Genomic DNA, 23156 nt, shown 5'->3' with positions numbered 1-23156 from the left:
CTAACCAAAAGGGAGTGATTGAGCCATAGAACCGATTTCTTTTCTAAATTCGCCCACTTTTTCTTAACAACTGTGATAATATCGCGGTTTTTTTGACGAACCTCACATTTCCAATGCAAGTGTGGGAGAAATACATAGGCTTGAAAGAGCCAAATATAGCGAAGAAATAATGTCCAACTTGACGCAAGTCGCCAACGAAAACATCAACGCAGAATCTACTTCTATTAACTTCACTAAAGCCCAATCTTTGGGTGAAAAACTGGAGCTTGGAAATCCAGTATTTTGGCTAAGTGGGAGCTTTTTAACTCTCTTTGTCATTCTTGCCTTCACCAACACCTCGGTGTTGTCAGAACTTGTAAACATCGGCTTTAGTTACTCAACTAAATGGTTCGGTGCTTTTTGGCAGGTTCTGTTACTACTCAACTTCATCATCGGCTTAGTGCTCGCACTAGGACGCACAGGTCACGTTCGTTTGGGTAAACTTGCCCTTCCAGAAATGACTACCTTCAAATGGATGTCGATTGTCCTATGTACGCTGCTCGCAGGCGGTGGTGTATTTTGGGCAGCAGCAGAACCTATTGCTCACTTCGTTTCTGCTCCGCCTCTATACGGCAACGCTGATCCTCAAGCAATGGCATTCAACGCCCTATCTCAGTCTTTCATGCACTGGGGCTTTCTTGCTTGGGCAATCTTAGGTGGCTTATCCTCTATCGTACTGATGCACCTACACTACGACAAAGGGCTCCCTCTTAAACCTCGTACTCTGCTTTACCCGCTACTGGGCGACAAAGCGATCAATAGCTGGATTGGTAACGTAGTCGACGCATGTAGTATTGTTGCTGTTGCAGCAGGCACTATCGGCCCAATTGGTTTCTTAGGTCTTCAAATCAGTTATGCGCTAAGTGAACTGTTTGGTATCTCAGATAGCTTTGCTACGCAGAGCATCGTCATTCTATTCGCCATCGCCATGTACACCCTATCTGCATTGAGCGGCGTGAACAAAGGCATTCAACTGGTTAGCCGTTACAACATCATCTTGTCTGTATGCCTGATCGGCTACATCCTTCTTGTGGGTCCAACAAGCTTCATCGTTGATGGCTACTTGCAAGGCATGGGTGAAATGATCGATAACTTCATCCCAATGGCGCTTTACCGACAAGATACAGCGTGGCTAGGTGGTTGGACGGTATTCTTCTGGGGTTGGTTCTTAGGTTATGGCCCAATGATGGCAATCTTTATTGCTCGCATCTCACGTGGCCGAACAATTCGCCAAATGATCGTGTCTATCAGCATCGTTGCTCCGCTAGTAACCTGTTTCTGGTTCAGCATCGTTGGTGGTAGTGGTTTAGCGTTTGAATTAGAAAATCCTGGCGTGATTTCTAGTGCGTTCGAAGGCTTCAATCTTCCTGCGGTATTACTTGCTATTACTGCGCAACTGCCATTCCCGACTCTGATTGCAATTCTGTTCCTTATCCTGACCACCACGTTCATCGTAACAACAGGTGACTCAATGACCTACACCATCAGTGTGGTTATGACAGGCACAACAGAGCCAAACGCAGCAGTACGCACCTTCTGGGGCATCATCATGGGTGCTGTAGCCATTGCGCTTATCTCAATGGGCTCTGGTGGTATTTCTGCTCTGCAGTCATTCATTGTGATTACCGCCGTTCCTGTGTCATTCATCTTACTGCCATGTCTATGGCATGCTCCTAAGATCGCGACACAGATGGCAAAAGAGCAAGGCATCGCTTAATCACAAAGCCGACTAACCTCGGTTTCGTGTTTCGAACAAAAAAGCCACTCAAGTGAATCACCTGAGTGGCTTTGTTTTATCTATCTGTATGTCGGTTTATTGAAACTTTTCCCCAGCAGCAACCATGAATGACATTTCAACCAACAGTTCAGGGTTTGCCAGTTCAGCTTTCACACATGCACGGCTCGGTGCACAGCCTTCAGGGAACCATGCTTCCCACACTTCATTGAGTGCATCAAAGTTAGCAAAATCCGTTAGGTAAATAGTGACCGACAATACGCGAGATTTATCGCTATCTACCAGGCTCATCATCTCTTCAGCTTGCTCAAAAATTTGTTGGACCTGACTCTTAATGCCCGCAGATGTGTCCGATTCAGCAACTTCAACAAAGCTTGCAATACCATTAAAAACAGTCACATCAGACCAACGCTTGGTCGGGTTAATTCTATGAATCTTCACTCGCTATTCTCTTTTTATTGTTGGGATCTACATCAGAGTAATCTAATCCAAATCCTTAATATTGATAACAAAAATTAGTTCGCGGTATTGGTCATAGGCTCAACACACTTTCACTGACGGCATTCAACTCTAGCAGAGACGACAATCGAAGAGTTGGCTCCCTTCTCGACTTCAAAATAACCACCAGCACTCGAAAGCTGACGAACTGAGAGTTTGTCTTTTCCTAGCTTATCGAACCAATATGGGGCCAGTGAACATTGCGCAGATCCGGTTGCTAAATCCTCTGAAATGCCGATCTTCGGTGCAAAATAACGAAGTACATAACCGTCATCCGAGCTTTGAGAGGTCACCATAACAGCATGTAAATCATTGATTTTTTTATACTGTTCAAAATCAGGGGTAAAATTCCTTACTGCTTCCTCTGAATCCAACACTAACACTAAATCTCTTGTCGAGAATACATCGACAACGGGCTGATTCAAAGCCGACAAATCAATTGGAGCATCGCTCCACTGAACGTAAGGTTTACCATTCCAGCTTGGCAGTTCCAATCGAGATAGGCCGTCTTTTCTAGAAATCACGACCTGTCCGTAATCACTGTTTAGCGTAACCTCTTCAAACTTATACCGCTCGATCAAATCAGTACCAGCACCCAAACTACCATGACCACACAGGTTTATCTCACCATCTAATCCAAACCAACGGATGTCAAACTGACTTCCCGATTTCTTCACAAAAGCAGTAATAGGCTGTGCTAGTTGATGTGTTATTTCTAGTAGCTCTGAATCTGCTAACCATTGCTCTAATTCAACAACCCCACAAGGGTTCCCTTTCGCCGACTCTCCACTAAATACATCATATATAAGTGCGTTGATAACTTATCTCCTTGTACCGTCGTATTAAGCTCTTAATAAAAACTATCATTTCATTTTCTTCAAATAAACCATTGATACATATAACATTAAAATGCAAATCGCAATGATTCATAAACAGGAGTAATACTCTCACAGTGAAATTAATTTTGCACTAGTGCGGTCATGTGTAGAACTTATTAATGGAGTACTTTTATGCATGTTCAAACCTATGATTTAAAACAAATCAACTTCGGATACAACCTTGGCGTGATAGGTGTCGCGTTGGTGTTAGCTTGGATTGGAATTTATAAGTTTACGCCTACCGAGGCGATGTTGATTGAGCCTTTAATTGCCAATCACCCAGCAATGAGTTGGCTTTACAACTTATTCTCAGTCCAAGCCGTGTCTAATATGGTTGGTGGTGCTGAAATCATTGTCGCCCTAGGGCTGATGATTGGGTTTAAGAAACCGCAAGTCGCGTTTTATTCTGGCATTGCTGCGGCGGCTATCTTTGTTGTGACACTGAGCTTTCTAATTACCACGCCAAACGCTTGGAAAGTATCGGATGGTATTTTGGTCACTAACTTCTTCTTAGTGAAAGATATTCTATTTTTAGCAATCGCGATCAGTGTAATCGAACGCAATAAACCTAAAAAGTAACGATAAAGCAATAAGGTTACCCTAAATCTAGAGGACACCTTAAACCTTAAAATAGACAGGCCCGAAGCTGGCTAGAAGGACCCCGCCAGCTTCTGATATATAAGGTTTTACTTGGCAATCCCATCATGATTGAAGCATTGTCTTGTTACCAAACCCCACTTTTCGTCTTGGTACTGGTCTTCCACATAATTACCTGAGGTGTAGTCATTAACGACTTCTCTCCAGAACTTAACAGCATGATCTGCGCCCAGTACTTGTTTAATCTCCCAACTGCCTTTTAGGTGTTCAAACAGTTCAGAGATAAACTGTTTCCCTACTTTATTTTTTCGAAAATAAGGCACCACATAGAAATCACAAATCTCAAACTCGTTTGGCGCTTTGGTTTCAATAGCAGTTAATGCAGCAGGAACGCCATCAATGTAGAGTAAATAACCCGTTACGGCATCACCAAGCGTCGGGTAAATCTCAAACAAGCCATACTCGTCTGGTTTGTCTCCGATAATCTTTGAAAACTCAGCCGCATAGCCCTGATATAAATTCGCGTATACCTGCTGATTACCACTATAGACTGTCACAATGTTCATAAACTGATCTCTGTATTGTTTCGCACCACAATGGTGTGAGCTCATCTTTCCGAGCCTATTATCTCATTGATTATAGGAAAAATAATAGATATCAAATGCCCACTTATACGGATATTGCCTTGCGGTAATAGTTGGCATCCTGTTGCTTTCCCTTGAATACTGCGTAATTTGGGACACAATCAACGAGGTCGAAGCCCGTATTTGTTAGTACTTTATTTGAACCGACATTACCTACTAATGCATAAGCATCAATATATTTTAGGGATGAGTGCTTAGACAAGTAGATTAGCAGCTTTCTGACCGCATTAGAGGCGACACCTTTAGAACCAAAAGCTCGACCAACCCGATAGCCGAGCTCCCCGTTTTCACCATTTTTGCTGATATCGCGAACGTTGATTCTTCCACAAATGACGCCGTTAGCGTCCTTAATTAGCATTGGGATCAACTCACCATTTTGGTATTCCTTCAGGAAGAGCGCAATTTGCTCGGCAACCCCTGAATCAGAATAGAAACTGTCATCCCTAGCAGGAACAAATTGATTAAACCACTCTCTATTTTCGACTTCAAATTCGAAAAGAGGACCAACATCACTTGGTTGAAGTAAGTGTATAGATATATCCATAAGTAACTCTACAAGGCTCCCTTAAAGTACTGTTTTTTTCAGATTTCGAACTCTCTGTGTTTCTATCTAGGATGATGGGAGTCAACCATCACTCAAAGTATTGGCATGACCGAAAACAATCCCATTACCGCCATAGATAACAAGGCACCACTGAAAAAACTCGGTGCATGAAATGGTCGAACTTTTGATTTAACGACCTCTCTCTCAATCGCTTCTTGGTAAGTTTTAACGGAGAGTTCCTTAACGTAATTACTTTGCATAATAAGCTCCTTATGAATAAGTAAAAGAAGCTTAAGACTTGAAGTTAGGTTGAGGTAAAGCGAAATTTTAGATAATTGAACTATTTATTTCGCTAGACCATTTAATTTTTGTAAATGTAGAAATGGATACGATATATAAGAAAACTAAAGTAAAGAGTGATACAGGTATAGTTCACGATCTCTACCATGGACTTTACGCACCTGCTTCTCAACAAACTTTACACCGAGCTTTCGTATAACTGACTCTGAGCGTTTGTTTTCAGACAAGTGCATCACTTTCAGTTCTGTGAGCCCCAAATGAGCTTTGCTGTATTCCACTAACGCCAATGAGGCTTCATAGGCTATACCCTGCCCCCAAAACGGAACACCAAGCCAATAACCAAGAATACCAACACCATCTTGCAAACTAGGAAAGCTAACTGCACCGATAATCTCGTCGTTTGCTTTAAGAGTTATCGCGTACACCACACCTTTTCCTTCATTAAAGAAAGACTCGTGCGTGTTAATCCAATCAGTCGCCATACTTGCTTCATATGGATGAGGAATATTAGCCGTCATATCAGCTATCACTTTCTCACCCGCAAGTTCAGCAACGCGCTCGCTATCACTCAATCGAAATGGCCTTAAGATTAATCGTTCCGTGGTAATATTCTGCTGCATAACCTCTCGCTTAACTAAAGGCTGATAACACTATTCCAAAATCACCCTAAAAATGTCGTTGTTCACGCCACCCACATCCACTAACTCTCCAGTTTTCATATGAATTGACGTGTTTAATTGTCGAGTCGAGCGTGGCTCTTTCGTTTCTCGAATCACAAGCATATCGACCAAGTAACCAGAGTCTTGCTTTCGTACTAAACCCGAAAAAGTGACACTTTCAGCTCTATCGGCGAGTACTGAATTAAATGTTTTGTCTTCTAATACGCCTGCGGAGATCGATGTCTCGCCATAAAACAACGTGATACTTGTTGGGTCCGGTTGTAAAGCTTCATTGGACGCGCAGCCCGTCAGAGCTAGGCATAGCATTAAAATAATTCTAAATGGCATACACTTGTTTTCGTTCTCTCGCTAAACGCTTTTTGTAGGAATACCGTGACTATGATTCAAACCATTGCGTCCAGCAGCTCAGCTTTTAGTGATTTATTGTGTAAGTTATCAGCCTCTGCAGACTGGATGGTTCCCGAGATAAGATCTTCGAAGAGATCTAACTGCCCTGCGGGGATGAGTTGATTTTGAATCGCTCTACGTTTGTTAGAATCAAATAATCGTTCAGCCATCCAACCAATTAAGTAGACCAGAGAAAGACATCCACCAGCCGTAGCAATGTTGTCTTCAATAACTAAAGGCAGATCTTGGACGTCTCCCCCCATCGCTTCTAATGTTGGTTTGGCATGCGGGTTTGTTGTAAGCCTCTTACCTTTAAGTAAACCCAGTTCGTGTAACACAAAAGATCCCGCGCAAATCGACCCGATTAACTGCTCGCTCGGATCCAGCTGTAATGAGTTCATGAACTCTGGCTCTTTCAATGCAGCAGGAATACCGCGATAACCACTTGTTATCAGCACTACATCTTGCTGCGCTACTTCACTCAAATGGCCATCGGTTTTCACCGTCATACCCAAATGTGAACGATGCTCAGGCTTAGTTCCAAGAACCTTAACCTCCCAAGAGTCCGTCGTTCTTCCTAATAAGTCATACATCAAGAAGAAGTCTACATCTGTGAAGTCATCAAATAATACGATTCCGACTTTGTACATAATACATGCCCTTGTTGATTACTCTCGAAAGATGAGAAGCGTTAATAGTGAGGCGATTCATAGAAAGGTGATATTAACCACCACATACTTGAGGTCAAACTCGATCCACAATTATTTATGACCCCTAGGTAACAGCGACGAAATTAGACCATTTTCTTTTTACTTCAGGCGTCAACGCTAGAGTAAACTCATAGCCTAAGTGATTCTCACGTGTTACTTCAAATCCTAATCGCTTATGAAACTGCACCGACAGTTCATTTAAGCGTAAAACATTGCTTACTAATACCCTTGAATCACGATCTTTCAGTATGTTTACAATGCCACGAAATAGAGCAAGAATAGCGGCTTTACTTCTATAGTCTGGGTGTACCACAAACATAGGGACAAACCAGCTGCCATCGCCTAAATCACTTAACGTCGTGTAGCCAATTAGCTTATTATGTCGCCGATATTCGACAAGCAGTCCTTGTTCCATCGATTGGGCATGAGATGCTAAATACACATCTCTATCTATTGGAAAGCCCGCTTCTTTTGAAATTGACTCCAATGTCATCACGTCCAGTTCTAAATATTCTTCCATAACTACCTCTTACCCGTACTTAAAAGAATTGCAGAACAAAGCACGTAATAAACGCCGGTAAGCCAGCAATGAATAACACTAAGCCCGTTTGATAATTCATTCGATAGTGTTCTTGTTGGTCTTTAGCAAAATCGTGCCCGTCGACCATTTTGTAGACTTTGTCTGTAATAGGATCATCTAAGCGCGTTGTTTTGCTATGAACGCCTCCCTCCCACAGAAGTTTTGCCAAAATCCAAATGACAATAACGACAAAAAATAAGAAGTCGACGAGTCGAGTAGAAGCAAAGAAAGGAAAAAACTGCGACAGCACAAAAACGACCATTGCAGCCATTAAATTGATAAGCACAACTTTCTTTAACAAATCGAGCAAATGAACCTCCTACAGAATCTTACTACTTCAATAACAGGTATTTATAAAATTTATATTTCTCGGTCAATCAAAAAGTATGCGCAAGATTGCACTATATGAAGTGCCGCATGTTTAACAACCTTCATTGCTGATAGGAAACATTACACCGCTCGTGGTGATGTATTGAGGTGGCGCTTACATTCGCACCTAAATTGAGATGAATTGGAGTCATTGATTCGGCATGCAACGTCGCTTATTCGCAGGCCTTCAAACTGAATCAGCTCTAATTCCAAGTTAGGAACTAGAGCTTAAATATCAACGTTGTTATCGATGTGTGCAACTATGCTTAAGTAACAACACCTTGTGGGGGTGTACCTTCGCAGTTAGATACGACGGCATCAATTTGAATTAATGCACTCATAGGAATCTGCGAAACCCCAACCACCGTTCTTGCCGGTAAGTCAGCACTAAAGAATGTAGTGTAGACCTCGTTCACCGCATCAAGATCTGAAATATCTTTAAGTTGAATATTAACTTTCACCGTATCGTCCATGCAATGATCAACACTTTCAATGATCGCCTTAATATTCTTAAGACACTGTTCAGCTTGCTCTTTAATACCACCAGCAACCACTTCATGAGTTTTCGGATCTACAGGAAGTTGACCTGAAATATGATTGTAGTGCGAGAAAGCAACGGTGTGCGAATAAGGCATAAAAGGTGCTTCAACCGTATTATTTGCTTCAATAACCAGTAAGCAAGTATCTTCTGGTAATTGTGGTGGTGTGCCATCGCCATGTGAAACTGAGGTATCGATTTGGACTAAAGCGCCCATGGGTAATTCAGATGCCTGTACAATCGTTCGCGCTGGAACATAACTTGGGAAGAACTTGGCACAAGCTTCGTTTACCTTCTCTGCATCTTGGATATCTTTTAGATAAATCGTGGTTTTCACCACATCATTCATAACATGACCAATGCTTTCCAGAATCATTTTAATGTTTGCTAAACATTGCGTTGTTTGCTCTGTGATACCACCTGAAACCAACTCACCGGTGTTCACATCAATCGGTAATTGAGCTGAAAGATTATTGTAGTGAGAAAAAGCAGCAGTCTGAATAGACAAAGCACTCTGAGGGGCTTTATCCGTGTTTCTTGATACCTTAACTAACGCACATGGAGCCTGTGGCGTTGTACCTTCACCGTTTGAAATAAGCGCGTCCATTTGAACTAGCGCATCGCTCATTGGCAGAGCTGCAACACCAACTACTGTGCGTGTCGGAAGGCTATTACTAAAGAAGCCCTTATAAACTTCATCGATAGCTTCCATATCGGAAATTTTCTTAACGAAGATATTAATTTTCACCACGTCATCCATTACATGGTCGATACTTTCAACAATCGCTTTAATATTATTCAAACATTGCGTTGCTTGATCTTTAATATCACCGATGACTATTTGACCTGTCTTAGGGTCAATGGGTAATTGAGCAGAGAAATTATTGTAATGAGAAAAAGCAACGGTTTGTGTAGATACATTATTTAATGGTGCATTTTCAGTATTTCTTGAAATTTTAATGATATCGCTACTCATTGGTGTGATCCTTTTAATAAAATAAGAATACGTATTTATATTGAACAATCGTATTGGAATGAATAATTAAAGTAGCGCCATGTTAGGTGAATAAACTTAGATTGAACGTGATACCCATCAGACTATCACTCGAATAATATTCAATGACTTATGGGATAATTAGTCATCAAAAGACTAATTATCCACGTAAATTAGGTTTGAGGACTACTCACCCCTAACTGTTTTCAAGTATATCCAATTATATTGAATACTTTCCCACGTAATATAATGGGTAAGTTTTTAAATTTAGTTCGTGTTTGTTAGCTTGTTCACACTAAAAGACCCTTAACCAATGTTTTTTAGAAGTTACCGCCTTATTTCCATGCATAAATTTTTAGGCTGGTTAACTAATTATTTTAAGTGACTTTTTTGTGTGAAGATGCCGTCAACGTTTGACTATTGACGCCATGCTCGTGAGTTATTTTTAATTTGAATAGCAAGATTTGATAGATGATAAGAGCAAAAACAGTTTGAGGCAGTCTGTTTTGGTATACGCTGTCTCCCTACGACCGTGAACTGATACATGCCGATTTAACAAGCTATCGCACTCATTACTATCAAAATCCACCTTAGAAAATAAAGCTTCCGTAACGTTTGCAATATCGTTTAGCTTATATCTTAGGGAGTATTGGCAGTGCTCTGAATTAACTCTTCTCCTTATCCCTGTCACGTAGCGAAGACTTTTGTAGTCACCTCTATTGGCAAGATACATAAGGGATGCTTCAATAATACTAAACAAACTAGGTATACAAACATTATAAAAGCCTAACTCAAAAGCCTTAATGCATTCTTTCAACATATCACTGTAAGGTGAAACTATTAACTCAGTTTCTCTTTCCAGTTCAATCAAAATTAGAGAATCGAACCTTTCCTTTAAAAGTATTTCTATCGCCTCAAGATCAGTTAATCCACTTTCGCGTACGAACGGCGTTGTTGCCTAAATCAGTTGAACCTTTTTCGAGTCCTGCGATCTGATCCTTTATGATGGTTAGAGCGGTGACAACATGGGTAAGGCGAAAAAGAAGATAACTAACTGGGCGGAGTACAATAAGGCTTTGTGCAAACGGGGCTCGGTTACGTTCTGGATAGATGATACAGCCGTAGATGCATGGCGATGCAAAACCCATCATGGTAAGCGTGGTAGAGGCTTTCAGTACTCTGATACAGCGATTGAAACTGCCTTGATGATTAAAGGAGTATTCTCATTACCCTTGCGTGCTCTTCAAGGTTTTATCGACTCTATCTTTGAGTTATTGGATGTTCCACTGACGTCCCCAGACTACACCTGTATCAGTAAACGCTCGAAGACAGTCCAGGTGAAATACCGTAATAAATCTAAAGGGGCTATTCGTCATATAGCCATTGACTCGACTGGTCTCAAAGTCTTTGGCGAGGGGGAGTGGAAGGTGAAGAAGTACGGTGCCGAAAAACGTAGAACATGGCGCAAGCTGCACTTAGCCGTTGATGTAGATACCCATGAAGCCATTAGTGCCGAGGTCAGCCTGGTAAATGTTGGTGATAGCGAAGTGCTGCCAACGTTACTCAACCCTTTACGTAGAAAGATCGATGCTGTATCTGCCGATGGAGCATATGACACAAAAAGTTGCCACAATACTCTGAAGAATAAAGGTTGTACTCCGTTGATACCACCTCGAAAGAATGCAGCGTTTTGGGAAGATGGGCATCCCAGAAATGAAGCTGTAGAGGCTCTGAAAAACGGAACAATAGCGGAGTGGAAATCCGAGTCTGGTTATCACTATCGCTCAATATCTGAGACCGCAATGTCTCGATATAAAGGACTAACCAGCGGTAAATTGAGCTTGAGGTGTTACAACGCTCAAGTGGGTGAAATCATGGCGAATGTCAAAGCTATAAACAAAGTCATAGGACTAGGCATGCCTGTTCGAAGCTAACGGTGAGTCACATATGGCGTCGTTGACCTTCAAGCTGATTTGATCAACAACGCCCTATAAGGTCTGAAGTAATACACCAACCATGATGTTTTAGATTTTCGCTGCCCAACCATAGAGCGCGCTCTATGATACTCTGAACAAGTTCAAGTCTATCTTTATCCATATTAACTCCGACGTTTCCAACTAAATATTTAACAACCTATCAGACAGAGAGCACTTTCCCAGCCATTCGTATAAAGGAACACTAAACAGCTCGTGGAGTAGTATTGAAATGACGCTTAAATTCTCGGCTGAATTGAGATGGACTAGAATAGCCAACTCGGCGTGCGGCATCACTGATACGCAGGCCTTCTAACTGGATCAGCTCCTTGGCTTTGTTAAGCCTTACCTTCTTCAAATATTGAAGTGGTGATTCGAAAGTGACGTTACGGAAAGCATTATGAAAAGCAGACACACTCATGTTTGCTTCGTCAGCTAGCGACTGAACAGTAATGGTTTGGTCATACTCCTCATGTACTTTAGACAATGCTTTGGCGACGCGTGCGTAATGGCCATCATGATGGGCTAAATCAAAGAGTACACGGCCCTCAGAGCCTGTTAAAGCGCGATAAACAATCTCCGTCACCATTGCATCACCCAAGATGTTGGCTTCGATATCGCAATGCAGTGTCTTCGCCAACCTAGTGAAACTTTCTAGCATCGCCGTTTCCATTCTAGTGGACTCTAAACCACTCGAGTTCTGTTTGTGCTTGTTACAGTAACTCTCTAGAAAACCTTGTTCTTCGAGCTTTTTCACTAAGCTATGCAAGCGCTGAGAATCAATATTGATCGACAAACCCAATAGCGGCTCTCCATCAACCGGTAAAGCTTCACACTCCAGTGGCATTGGCACCCCCACCACTAAGTAATCACCTGCCGCGTAAGTTACTGGCCTGTCGCCTATATAGATATTCTTTTTACCCTGTCCAAGCATGATGATACCTGACTGATAAGTGAATGGTTGGCGCTGATTCCCACCACTACTGCGATACAACCACACACCCTCAATCTCTGTTTCTCTGATCCCTTCAAGATCATCCCAACCTTTGAGTTCAACGTAAGATTGCAGTAACTGAGCGAGTGTATTCATAACAGGCGATGTTCCATTCAAAGAGTGATGTTGGTTTGCACAAAAGCCCAAAGAGAATATCAATTATGTAGAAATAGGCAATTAGTTTGGAGAAATTGACCTTCACCACCCTAATTCCGTGTACTAATATGCAAATATAGAAATTGAGCACTACAACAAAATAAAAATTTTAGCTTTACGCAAGGAACTGACGATGCAATTTACCTATGTTAACCCTACTGTTATCCACTTCGGCCAAGGTCAAATCAACGCTATCAGCCAAGCCGTTGATACTTCAAAGAAAACGCTTGTCATCTACGGTGGCGGTTCAATCAAAAGCAACGGTGTTTACGACCAAGTAGTCGCATCTCTTAAAGATCACGCTTGGATTGAGTTTTCTGGTGTTGAAGCAAACCCAACCAAAGAAACATTAGACAAAGCAGTCGCTATCGTTAAAGAAGAAAACGTAGAATTCATTATCGCTGTTGGCGGTGGTTCAGTAATTGATGGTTCGAAATACGTTGCAGCAGCAGCGAAATACGACGGCGACGGTTGGGACATCCTAACAGGCAAGCACCAAGTGACCGAAGCAACGCCAATCGGTGCGGTACTGACGCTTCCTGCCACAGGTTCTGAATCAAACATGGGTGCAGTAATCACTCGTAAAGCGACTCAAGAGAAGCTGGCTTTCCTAAACCCTGCGGTCCAGCCTAAGTTTGCAGTTATGGACCCAGATGTAATGAAGTCGCTACCAGAGCGCCAATTGGTGAATGGTCTGGTTGATGCTTGGGTTCACGTGTGTGAGCAATACATCACTATGCCTGCTAACGCGATGGTTCAAGACGGCTATGCAGAAACATTGTTGAAAAACCTTCTTGTACTGGGTAAACAATACGACGAGCGTGATAACGACACATGGCGTGCAAACCTAATGTGGACGGCTAACCAAGCGCTAAACGGTCTTATTGGTACTGGCGTTCCTCAAGATTGGGCAACGCACATGATTGGTCATGAGTTCACGGCATTGTGGCATGTCGACCACGCGCGTTCTCTAGCTATCGTTCAACCTTCACTGCTTCGTAACCAGATTGAAGCGAAACGCACTAAGCTAGAGCAGATGGGGCGTAACGTATTTGGCTTAGAAACTGGCGCAGATTTAGCAGAGCGCACTATCGATGCTATCGAAGCCTTCTACCACAGCCTAGACGTAGCGACTATGTTTGATGGCTACGAAGCGGATAAAGCAACGGCTATCGACAACGTCATTGCACAACTAGAATCACATGGCTACCTACAACTTGGCGAGAACCAAGCGATTACGCTAGCAAAAACTCGCGAGATTCTAGAGTCTGCGATCCATTAACGGTTAAAATTAAAGCAAAGAAATCAGGTTTCTAAATAAAATCGCGATAATTTAAAAATTTATCCAGCGAAACTGAACCAAATTCTTTGACCTTGCGTATACCCTCAAGCAGCGTCCTCATCCGACGCTGCTTTTTATTTGCCCTACAAGATGCTATTAAATTCTCATAAGTTCCTAATTTTATGTGCAATCATATTTCTATATTGTTAAGGTAAACCTGTCTCTTTACTAGGTATGAACAACGATTTGAACAATCTTAAGGAAATGGTTAAGTTTAAGTCACTTAACAAGTGGTATGGTGATTTTCATGCCCTAAAGGATATCGATATTAATATTGAACAGGGAGAGATTTTGGTGATTTGCGGACCATCTGGTTCTGGTAAATCCACTCTTATCCGCTGTATCAATCAGCTAGAACCGTTCGAAAGTGGCGAACTTTCCGTGTTAGAACAGTCGCTTCCCTGCAAGTTCAACACACCAGGCCAAGTTGGAATGGTGTTTCAGCACTTCCATTTATTCCCCCATCTTACTGTGCTCGAAAACTTGACTCTGTCTCCTATTCGTACGCTCAAAGAAAGCAAAGAAGAAGCAGAGAAAACCGCCATGCATTATCTCGAGTGTGTACACATCGCAGAGCAAGCGAATAAGTACCCGGCTCAACTTTCAGGCGGCCAACAACAACGTGTGGCAATTGCGCGCTCTCTTTGTATGAAGCCAGAACTACTGCTATTCGATGAACCGACATCAGCACTTGATCCGGAAATGATCAATGAAGTACTGGATGTAATGGTCGAACTGGCAAGTGAAGGCATTACCATGGTGTGCGTGACACACGAAATGGGCTTTGCAAAACGCGTTGCCGACCGAGTCATCTTTATGGACGAAGGACAGATCGTAGAATCAAATACACCACAGAGTCTGTTCGAAAATCCTCAACACGAACGTACTCAAGCGTTCCTAAATCAGATTCTGACTTACTGATGCTACTGAAAATAGTGAAACCCGCCCTCTCTGCCTTGGTACAAATTGTAGTGCTTGCGGCAGCCGTTGTTTGGATCCTCGATTCTGGTGCTCAGGCGATGGGATACAGCTGGCAATGGGATCGAGTACCTGACTACATCGCTTTCTATGAAGATGGTGAATGGTGGCCTGCAGAATTGATGGAAGGACTACTCGTTACCATCAATATCTCTCTGATTTCTTTAGTTGCAACGCTGGTGATTGGCTTAACCACTGCCCTATTACGTAATTCCAATTCAATTGTCGGTCGCACCCTCGCCACCAGCTATGTGGAATTGATTCGTAATACACCATTGTTGGTACAAATTTACCTGCTCTATTTTGTATTCGGCCCTGTAATCGGGCTGGATCGCTTTAGCACGGCTGTTTTAGCTTTGGCACTTTTCCAAGGGGCATACACCGCTGAGATATTTCGTGCCGGGTTAAATAGTATTTCTAAAGGACAGTTTGAAGCCGCTCAATCTTTGGGTTTATCAAAGACCTATACTTATTGGGATGTGATTCTTCCTCAAGTGGTACAACGCACGTTGCCACCTCTGACCAACGAAGTGATCTCCCTTATCAAAAACTCTTCGATTGTGAGTGTCATGGCTATTTTCGACCTAACAACCGAGGCCAGAAACATTGTTTCTGAAACTGCGATGCCATTTGAGATCTGGTTCTCTGTGGCAATCATTTATCTTGCACTTACACTTTCACTTTCTGCCGTTGCAGCTTGGCTTGAGCATAAGCTCGGAGCTAACTGGCGAACACAATAAGGATTTATCAGCATGAAGCTATTTAAAACCGCTATCACTGCTTTACTTGCGCTTGCCGTAAGTTTGCCTGCACTTGCGTCTGAAACGCCTAACTTAGACAAAATCAACGAGCGTGGCTCTCTACGTGTTGGCATGTCGACTTTTGTTCCTTGGGCAATGCGTAACAAACAAGGCGATCTTGTCGGCTTTGAAATCGATGTTGCAAAACGCCTTGCTGAGGATTCAGGCTGGAAAGTTGAATTTGTACCGACAGCATGGGATGGCATTATCCCTTCACTATTATCGAATAAGTTTGACGTAATCATTGGCGGTATGTCGATTACTGAAGCGCGCGCTAAGAGTGTTCTTTTTACTGAACCATATTCTCACTCTGGTGTTCAACTGGCGGCTAACAAAGAGCTAGCAGAAGGCTTCAGCAAGATTTCTGATTTCGACTCTCGTCGAGTGAAAATTGCAGCTCGTCGTGGCGCCTTCACAGTTCAAGTTGCTCGTGAAACCTTCCCGAAAGCGAAAGTACTTCAGTTCGATGACGACGCTCAAGCGTTCCAAGAAGTACTAAACGGCAATGCACACGCGGTTATCGCTTCTAGCCCTAAGCCAGAACACGAAGCAATCAAGAACGCTGACACGCTATTCATTCCATTTGATGAGCGTCTATCAAAAGGTAACGAAGCATTTGCTGTTCGCCTAGGTGAAACGGACAAAGCGGAGTTCTTCAACGAGTGGATCAAAGCTCGTACTGAAGACGGTTGGTTGAAAGAACGTTACGAGTACTGGTTCTCTACTCTAGATTGGCAAGATCAGATTGCTCAAGGTCAGTAATCGACGGTTAATTAGACGCTAAATAACCAATCAAGGCAGTACCTTGCTGGTACTGCCTTTTAAGAAGTACCCGAGATAGCTATAAATTCATAGCCCAGTCTCACAACACATTAATAATCATTGTTTAAACAGGAATGACGTGAGTAGTACTAGCGCATTATCAACGCCCAAGCCCAACCTTCACATGAAGCCTTGGTATCAACGCCTCAATCTCTTGGATGGTGTGTTATTTGCCATCATTTGTGCGTTTGCAGGTTGGCTTTATTATCGCTCTGCTGTCGGCATTAACTATCAGTGGCGATGGGAGGACGCGTTCACGCTGATCTTCATTCCACCTTCTCAAGGTAGCATCCCTTACTTCTTCCAAGGCCTAGTCGCAACACTACGTTTAAGTTTGTGGAGTATGGTGTTGGCCTTATCTTTCGGTACCCTGCTAGGGGTCGCAAGACACTCTAAGATCGCTCTATTTAAGACTCCAGCTCTGCTTTTCATCCAATTGGTTCGAAATATTCCACCACTGGTTTTTGTGTTTATCTTTTACTTTTTTGTCTCTAACCAACTGATTCCTTTGCTTGGTTTAGAAACCCTTCTGCGTGAACACAATGGTGATATTAACCAGCTGCAAGCCTTTCTATTTGGCCCAGCCAACCTTTGGGAAAACTTAGCTTCTGGGGTTATCTGTATTGGTCTACTCTCTTCGGCGTATATCGCTGAAGTAATTCGTGCTGGCTTGGAAAGCATTCCTAAAGGCCAATGGGAAGCGGCGGACTCACTTGGTTTATCCGTCTTCTCAAAATATCGATATGTGATAGGCCCACAGGTATTAACCGCGATTACACCACCTTTGGCTGGCCAAGCAATTTCGTTGGTAAAAGACACCTCGATTGTGTCTCTGATTTCGATTCAAGAAATGACCTTCGTTGGCACCGAGATGGCCAACTCATCCGGTTTGATCTTTGAAATCTGGCTGATTGTTGGCGCGGTTTACTTCGCACTATGCTTCACTCTGTCGCGCATTTTCAGAAAGATAGAGCAACGCTCAAGTGCTTATCTCAACCGCTAGTTTGCACTAGTCACTCCATTGTTTCTGTAGCACTTCAGTAACCTCTGCTTGACCTAGCCTATAATATTCATCAGCTTATCCTGATTGGTTTAACTCATTGACCAATCAGGATTAATCGTTTCAAAACTCTCGTCTAAAACACAGCAAACCCTTCATTTAATTACTATACTTTGAATACCAAATCCCATCGGATTCTCTCAAAGGTCAAACCAACATGGACAATCATAAAGAACGAGCGTTTTATGCCGTTGTCGGCGCATTAGTCGGGGACGCTGCCTCTATGGGGCTGCATTGGTTATATGATCAAGAGAGGATCTTGCAGGTAGCGGGTTTCGAGCCTGAGTTTCGTTCGCCAAACGAGTCCGATTATCAAGATAAAGGCTATTTTGCTCACCAAGGAAAATCCGCAGGCGACCAATCACAATACGGCGCTCAACTATTAGCGATGGTCGATAGCCTAGTCGACAATCAACACTACGATGAAGCATGCTACATCAAGCATTTCCGCTTCTGGTTTGATTTCGGCGGCAGTTGGCAAGGTTACATAGATAAAGCGACGCGCATGAGCTTGCTGAATATCCATCAATTGGAAGTCGCCGATGCCCCCATCACAGCCTGTGGCGCTGATGACACGCAATTGCCTGCTGTTTCAAAAATTATCCCATTAGTGGCTTGTACTTATACGTCTCACACCTTACCAGCGATGGTCGAAAGCGCGGTTCGAGTCACCAACAATAATGACAAAGCCGTCGAATGGGCGCAGGCAATCACGCTGCTAATTCAAGCTGCGATACAAGGTAACTCTCCATCACAATCGGTAGAGATGGTAAGACAAACCTGCAGCAGGTTTATACACGATCAAATAGATGAAGCCCTCGCAGAGCCTGAGCTTTCAATAACAGATGCCGCGAAAAAGTTCGGACTACATTGTGAATTAAGCGCCGCGTTCCCGCTGCTGATTCGCATCATTGCAGGCGCTCAAAGCTTTAAACAAGGTATTAGAGATAACATCTTATGTGGTGGTGATAGTTGTGGGCGTGCGATCGTGATTGGCGCGGTACTAGCGGCTTGCTTCTACGAAGAAGAGGGAGCAATTCCGAAAGGATGGCTGAAGCAAGTCAAGCTCAATGGTAGTGTATTGTCTCTACCCATCGAGTAATTTGTATTAAGCCCATGTAACCTTTCTAGTAATAAAAAACTAAAGCGCCTCTCGATTCCTTGCTCGAGAGGCACTTTTCTTTTCACTACTCACTTCAGCGAGTGGTTTAAACAGATAGCTTCAGCTTCTGGCTATAAACTTCGCGGATCCCTACGACCGCTAGCTTATCACTCTAACTGAACCTATTTCGTTCCTCATTCCTAGAACTGATACGCGGCAGAAAGCTTGTAGTTACGGCCAGGTTCATAATCATCCAAGGTAAAGCCTCTTGCGGTACCTGAACGAGATGCATGCGAGGTGTATTGCTCATCAAACACGTTATCGATACCAAAGGTAACAGACAGGCCATCGACCGTTGATGGCACCCATTGCGCATAAAGGTTATGAACATCGTAACCTTCTTTAATTGGCTGACCATCAAATACGTTATCTTCGTCTTTTACAAACATCGAGTTCCAACCAAAAATCGTTTCAAGCGCTTCAGACTGATAATCCAGAGTCAACGTGATGCTATCGCCCATATCAATACTGCGACCATTTCCACCCGCGACAGCGCCGCCTGTGTCTTTGTTTTTAGTATCTGAACGTGCATAAGAAAGTTTACTGTTAAACATCTCGTAGCCATAAGACAAGCTTGCTTCAAAGCCTTTGATCTCCACGTCGCCTAAGTTGTAAATCAAGTAACTTTGGCTAGCACGCTGGTACTCTTCTGCAATGTAATCATCAATATTGGTTTGGAATACAGTTAGGTTCGCACCAACAAAGTGATCATCAATACGCTTGTCGAAACGCACGCCACCTTGTTTGTTCTGCCCTGTTTCAGCTTTGATATCATCCGCTAAGTACGCGGCATCTTGATACGCAATAAAGGTCTCCATCAACTCAGGGCCTTTAAATAACGAACGTGTGCTCGCAAACAGCGTCCAATCTTGTGTCATATCCCATTGCGTCGCTAGAGACCAAGTTACATCATCGAAATCTTCATTTCCTGTCTCTGCTTTACGCTGATAATCATCAAAGCGAATTCCCGCTGTGATCGAGAAGGCTTGAGTAAAGTAGAACTGGTCTTCAACAAAAAGCGCGGTAGAAATGGCCGACTCATCCATAAACTTACTGCTGCCGTAATAACTGCTTGATGACTTGTCCATGTAATCAAAACCGTAGGTCGCAACATTATCAAACGACATCAAACGGTAGTCCGATTGGAACTTAGCATTCACGCCAAAGTTCTGATTCTTTGCCGTGTTTTTAGACAAACGGTTCGATGGCCAGCGTGGTGCCATAACAGTTTCATCACGCTTAATTTCAGTTTGAGTGTTGTAAAGCGTCACGTCACCTTGATGAATATCGCCACGTAGCTCATAGCTTGCAGTGACGGTGTCACGATCGTAATCAGTCGGGATTAGAATATCGTTAGACAGGCCTTCATTCGCGCCACCCGACATATCCGGGCGTGGACTATAATCACCGCTATCGCGGTAGAGATCATAAGCGAGTTCAAATCGGTGCAAGTCGCTCGGTTCAAAGCCAATTTTACCTAGAATGTTGTATACATCCCCTTCTGAACCAAAGGTCTCATTGCCGTCACCATCTTCAAAGTTATCACGGCTCATGTAGTGGCTATAGAGCATGGCATCAACGTTATCCGATAATAAGCCATACACAGTTAAAGAGCCTTGTTGACTTGCGTTAGTGGCATAACCGCCATAGACACGAGCTCCGAATCTTTCGTCGTATCGAAGCAGGTCTTTTGCATCTTTAGTTTCAAACAACACAGAGCCACCGAGTCCACTTTGCGTGACTGAGTTGTTACCTACTTGGATATCGGCCGATTTCAAAATGTCTGGGTTAAGCGTGAGGTTGCCAATATGGTGGAACATGTTGGCGTGCTGAGATGCGCCATCAAGTCGAATATCGAGGTCCGTTTCGCTCAAGCCACGAATCGTAATCCTTTGGTTCACCGAGTGCGTGCCGCCAACATCAACACCCGGAATCTCACGTAGTAGATCAGACATATGGTCAGCTTGCTTAAGTGACATATCGTCGGCAATGATCGATTCGGTGTTACTAGATACCTTCGTTCCCCACACCACCACTTCGTCAAAGTGCGATGTGTTCTCTTCTGCTATCACAGGGCTGCTAACCGCACTGGCTATGGCAATACAGAGGGCTGAAAGCTTGATTGTTGAGCTGACTGGGCTTTCCATAAATTCAATCCTAGATGTAAATGATAATAATTCGTAAATATGATAGGGTTGTAATTTATAAATGCACAGATGATTTGCTTATGCGAAAACGCATAGCTGTTATGAGGAAAGGTCAAATGGGTGAAGTAACGTCAGAGCAAACTAAACTTGCCGAAACGGCTGTGGCGAAAGCGAATGTGATAGCCAAAAAGTCTACATTTACCAAGAAGGTTGCTCTCACCAAAAAGCTAGAACAGACTGAAAAACAGATCATCGTGACACAAGGTCAAACTAAGCAGACTTCACTCGCTGAGGGGAAGTTTCTTTCTTACCAATACAACGACCAAATTTTTGTCCATGGTGGTCGCTGTATCGAACTGGTCGACAGTAATATCGTATCTACGGCCCACTCCGCTATTTTGATTACTATCCTTCTAGAAGGAAAACTCACCTTTGGCTACGACGATTTGGAGTTCGACCTCGATGCCAGCAATGGACCACAAGGCGTGGTAGTGAACTTAGCCAAACCAGCCAACTTTAGACGTTCTTTAATTCAAGATAATAAAATGAATAAGATCAATATCTTGGTTAAGCCACAATGGATTAAAACTCGTTTGAGTGATCACTGTTCAAGTAAGTCATTCTTAGATACGCATAAGGCTTGTTACGATATTCAGGTCAACCCCGACATCATTCAACTCGCTAGCACGCTTACAAGCCAAGCGACACCAACCAACTTTCAGGACAAGCTTATGGTCGAGACACTGATTCAACAGTTACTGGCGCAAACCTTGTCTCAAATGCCGCTCCAATGTTGCCAAGAGTGCTCCACTGAAAATATAAACGTTAGCCAAAATAGCACGAATAAAAACAGTGGTTTTGCTGAAAACGATAGCCAAGTTAAGGCCGAAAAAGGGTTCGATAATAAGATAGAAGACATCATCAGCTACATTGAAATCAACCTGGATCAGCCGCTCAGCCTTGAAAGTATCGCGCGTCGGTTCTCAATGAGTGTCTCCAATTTACAGCGCCGCTTTAAGCAGTCTTACAACCTAACCATCAACGGCTATATTCGCCACCGACGCCTAGATATCGCACGTTTGCATTTAGAGCGAGGCTTAGTTTCAATCACCGAAGCGGCCTATGAAGCGGGCTATCAACATCCTTCAAACTTCACCAATGCGTTTAAGAAAGCGTTCGGTGTGCCACCCCATGAGCTTGCTAAACACTCGGCATCAAGAGTCAATTAGCTTTTGCCTTTAGGAGGCGTTGGTTCAATAGCTGGAACACACTGCGACAGCTCACTCTTCAGCCAAGTTACGAACAAGTGGCCTGAATCATCTTGATCGCTGTCTTGTGTGAGCAATATGTACTGATGACCAGAAGGTACAAAGCCAAACGGAGCGATCAAGTTGCCTCTTTCAATATCATCGGCGACAAGTGGGTAAGACCCAAGTGCAATCCCTAACCCATCAACAGCCGCCTGAAAGCAAAAGTAGAAGTGTGCGAATGTTTGGTTCATTGCTACTTGCGATAACACCTCACTGTCTACTGCGTCTTTTGTGATAGACATCCAATGCGCCCAAGCATTCAGTCGAGTACTGCTGTGTAATAGCTTTATATCTCCCAAGTTGTCCTTTATCTGTTGCCAGTATTCAGGAGAACAAACGGGACCAACCCACTCTTCTACTAATCGTGTCTGTTTATAGCTTTCGGTTAGCTTAAAATCATCCCGTCGAATTGCCATATCGAGCCCTGTCGCATCTAGATTCACAGCCCCACCAGCAGTCGACAAACGAACATCAATACCCGACTCGGCGTAAAAATCGCCTAAACGAGGCATCAACCAGCGCATGGTCAATGTTGGTTCGCACGACACTTCGAGCGCGTGGTTGTTCAGTTGGTTAAGCTTTGTTACGCCTGTATCCAACGCCTGAAACGCTTGCTCTGTGTAGCCTTTAAGCAACTCACCCTCTTTGGTCAAACACACATTGCGACCCTGCTTATAAAACAGAGTTTGTGACAAGTGGCTTTCTAACACCTTGATCTGTTTGCTCACCGCACCATGGGTAATGTTCAGCTTTTCTGCCGCTTCGCTATAACTCATCGAATGTGCGGCGACATGAAAAACATGAAATGCTTTAAGATGCCTCATATGTGATTTTTTCTCACAGTTTCGTGGATTTCATTTCGATTATAGGTAGCAAATAAAAACCATACAATGACGGCTCATCAAATAAGAGAGTTGGA

The 23156-nt window shown here is 43.3% G+C and carries 24 protein-coding genes and 1 pseudogene; 10 read left to right on the top strand and 15 right to left on the bottom strand.

Annotated features, from left to right (window positions below; genetic code table 11):
• Positions 1-169: 169 nt before the first annotated feature.
• Complete coding sequence (locus tag OCV52_RS16020; RefSeq protein ID WP_137408318.1) at positions 170-1756, top strand: BCCT family transporter; 1587 nt, start codon at positions 170-172, stop codon at positions 1754-1756.
• Between the two features lie 96 nt (positions 1757-1852).
• On the opposite strand, the gene OCV52_RS16015 is transcribed toward OCV52_RS16020, so the two are convergent.
• Both OCV52_RS16015 and OCV52_RS16010 read right to left on the bottom strand, forming a co-directional pair.
• Positions 1853-2215: a RidA family protein gene (locus tag OCV52_RS16015; protein ID WP_004737330.1), complete on the bottom strand. Its 363-nt coding sequence runs from the start codon at positions 2213-2215 to the stop codon at positions 1853-1855.
• 110 nt (positions 2216-2325) lie between these two features.
• A complete protein-coding gene (locus OCV52_RS16010; RefSeq protein ID WP_240700692.1) occupies positions 2326-3090 on the bottom strand; it encodes a PhzF family phenazine biosynthesis protein in 765 nt (254 codons plus the stop codon).
• 192 nt (positions 3091-3282) lie between these two features.
• On the opposite strand from OCV52_RS16010, the gene OCV52_RS16005 reads away from it, so the two are divergent.
• Positions 3283-3729, top strand: a complete 447-nt coding sequence (locus tag OCV52_RS16005) for a DUF417 family protein (RefSeq protein ID WP_137408316.1) — start codon at positions 3283-3285, stop codon at positions 3727-3729.
• Between the two features lie 107 nt (positions 3730-3836).
• Here the strand turns inward: OCV52_RS16005 and OCV52_RS16000 are convergent, their stop codons facing one another.
• The 10 genes and pseudogenes from OCV52_RS16000 to OCV52_RS15955 all read right to left on the bottom strand — a co-directional run bounded on the left by OCV52_RS16000 (position 3837) and on the right by OCV52_RS15955 (position 9475).
• Complete coding sequence (locus OCV52_RS16000) at positions 3837-4313, bottom strand: GNAT family N-acetyltransferase (protein WP_004737327.1); 477 nt, start codon at positions 4311-4313, stop codon at positions 3837-3839.
• Between the two features lie 103 nt (positions 4314-4416).
• On the bottom strand, positions 4417-4935 hold the full coding sequence (locus OCV52_RS15995) for a GNAT family N-acetyltransferase (protein WP_137408315.1): 519 nt from the start codon (positions 4933-4935) through the stop codon (positions 4417-4419).
• Between the two features lie 92 nt (positions 4936-5027).
• Complete coding sequence (locus OCV52_RS15990; RefSeq protein WP_170222463.1) at positions 5028-5195, bottom strand: hypothetical protein; 168 nt, start codon at positions 5193-5195, stop codon at positions 5028-5030.
• Positions 5196-5339: 144 nt separating this feature from the next.
• Positions 5340-5855: a GNAT family N-acetyltransferase gene (locus OCV52_RS15985; RefSeq protein WP_137408314.1), complete on the bottom strand. Its 516-nt coding sequence runs from the start codon at positions 5853-5855 to the stop codon at positions 5340-5342.
• Between the two features lie 30 nt (positions 5856-5885).
• Complete coding sequence (locus OCV52_RS15980) at positions 5886-6242, bottom strand: hypothetical protein (protein WP_137408313.1); 357 nt, start codon at positions 6240-6242, stop codon at positions 5886-5888.
• 56 nt (positions 6243-6298) lie between these two features.
• Entirely contained in the window at positions 6299-6952 is a 654-nt protein-coding gene (locus tag OCV52_RS15975) for a DJ-1/PfpI family protein (protein ID WP_137408312.1), read from the bottom strand.
• Positions 6953-7076: 124 nt separating this feature from the next.
• On the bottom strand, positions 7077-7532 hold the full coding sequence (locus tag OCV52_RS15970) for a GNAT family N-acetyltransferase (protein WP_137408311.1): 456 nt from the start codon (positions 7530-7532) through the stop codon (positions 7077-7079).
• 19 nt (positions 7533-7551) lie between these two features.
• Positions 7552-7902: a hypothetical protein gene (locus OCV52_RS15965; protein ID WP_137408310.1), complete on the bottom strand. Its 351-nt coding sequence runs from the start codon at positions 7900-7902 to the stop codon at positions 7552-7554.
• A 140-nt stretch (positions 7903-8042) separates the two neighbouring features.
• Positions 8043-8177: pseudogene (locus tag OCV52_RS15960) on the bottom strand (AraC family transcriptional regulator); the annotation flags it as partial.
• 50 nt (positions 8178-8227) lie between these two features.
• Positions 8228-9475: a RidA family protein gene (locus OCV52_RS15955; protein ID WP_137408309.1), complete on the bottom strand. Its 1248-nt coding sequence runs from the start codon at positions 9473-9475 to the stop codon at positions 8228-8230.
• Between the two features lie 1043 nt (positions 9476-10518).
• Here OCV52_RS15955 and OCV52_RS15950 point away from each other — a divergent pair.
• Positions 10519-11427 (top strand): IS5 family transposase, encoded by a 909-nt coding sequence (locus OCV52_RS15950; RefSeq protein WP_150897877.1) that lies wholly within the window; start codon positions 10519-10521, stop codon positions 11425-11427.
• Positions 11428-11671: 244 nt separating this feature from the next.
• Here OCV52_RS15950 and OCV52_RS15945 read toward each other — a convergent pair whose 3' ends face one another.
• Positions 11672-12556, bottom strand: a complete 885-nt coding sequence (locus tag OCV52_RS15945) for an AraC family transcriptional regulator (protein ID WP_105023580.1) — start codon at positions 12554-12556, stop codon at positions 11672-11674.
• A 193-nt stretch (positions 12557-12749) separates the two neighbouring features.
• Between OCV52_RS15945 and OCV52_RS15940 the strand changes: the two genes are divergently transcribed.
• The 6 genes from OCV52_RS15940 (at position 12750) to OCV52_RS15915 (ending at position 18720) form a co-directional block, all read left to right on the top strand.
• Positions 12750-13898, top strand: coding sequence for an iron-containing alcohol dehydrogenase (locus OCV52_RS15940; RefSeq protein ID WP_137408683.1), 1149 nt, complete (start codon positions 12750-12752; stop codon positions 13896-13898).
• 234 nt (positions 13899-14132) lie between these two features.
• Entirely contained in the window at positions 14133-14879 is a 747-nt protein-coding gene (locus OCV52_RS15935) for an amino acid ABC transporter ATP-binding protein (protein WP_137408684.1), read from the top strand.
• Complete coding sequence (locus OCV52_RS15930; RefSeq protein ID WP_102424764.1) at positions 14879-15676, top strand: amino acid ABC transporter permease; 798 nt, start codon at positions 14879-14881, stop codon at positions 15674-15676. Before OCV52_RS15935 ends, OCV52_RS15930 begins: the two co-directional genes overlap by 1 nt.
• A 12-nt stretch (positions 15677-15688) precedes the next feature.
• On the top strand, positions 15689-16498 hold the full coding sequence (locus OCV52_RS15925) for a transporter substrate-binding domain-containing protein (RefSeq protein ID WP_102424765.1): 810 nt from the start codon (positions 15689-15691) through the stop codon (positions 16496-16498).
• Positions 16499-16637: 139 nt separating this feature from the next.
• Complete coding sequence (locus tag OCV52_RS15920) at positions 16638-17561, top strand: amino acid ABC transporter permease (RefSeq protein ID WP_004737313.1); 924 nt, start codon at positions 16638-16640, stop codon at positions 17559-17561.
• A gap of 214 nt (positions 17562-17775) precedes the next feature.
• Positions 17776-18720: an ADP-ribosylglycohydrolase family protein gene (locus OCV52_RS15915; protein WP_137408685.1), complete on the top strand. Its 945-nt coding sequence runs from the start codon at positions 17776-17778 to the stop codon at positions 18718-18720.
• A 200-nt stretch (positions 18721-18920) separates the two neighbouring features.
• Here OCV52_RS15915 and OCV52_RS15910 read toward each other — a convergent pair whose 3' ends face one another.
• Positions 18921-20927, bottom strand: a complete 2007-nt coding sequence (locus OCV52_RS15910; RefSeq protein WP_137408686.1) for a TonB-dependent siderophore receptor — start codon at positions 20925-20927, stop codon at positions 18921-18923.
• Positions 20928-20947: 20 nt separating this feature from the next.
• Here OCV52_RS15910 and OCV52_RS15905 point away from each other — a divergent pair, with 20 nt between their 5' ends.
• Positions 20948-22156, top strand: coding sequence for a helix-turn-helix domain-containing protein (locus OCV52_RS15905; protein WP_137408687.1), 1209 nt, complete (start codon positions 20948-20950; stop codon positions 22154-22156).
• On the opposite strand, the gene OCV52_RS15900 is transcribed toward OCV52_RS15905, so the two are convergent.
• On the bottom strand, positions 22153-23061 hold the full coding sequence (locus tag OCV52_RS15900; protein ID WP_137408688.1) for a LysR family transcriptional regulator: 909 nt from the start codon (positions 23059-23061) through the stop codon (positions 22153-22155). The two genes, OCV52_RS15905 and OCV52_RS15900, sit on opposite strands and share 4 nt — an antisense overlap.
• Positions 23062-23156 lie beyond the last annotated feature (95 nt).

This window comes from Vibrio chagasii (assembly GCF_024347355.1).
Taxonomy (GTDB): Bacteria; Pseudomonadota; Gammaproteobacteria; order Enterobacterales; family Vibrionaceae; genus Vibrio; species Vibrio chagasii.
This window is presented reverse-complemented; position numbering and strand designations above follow the sequence as displayed.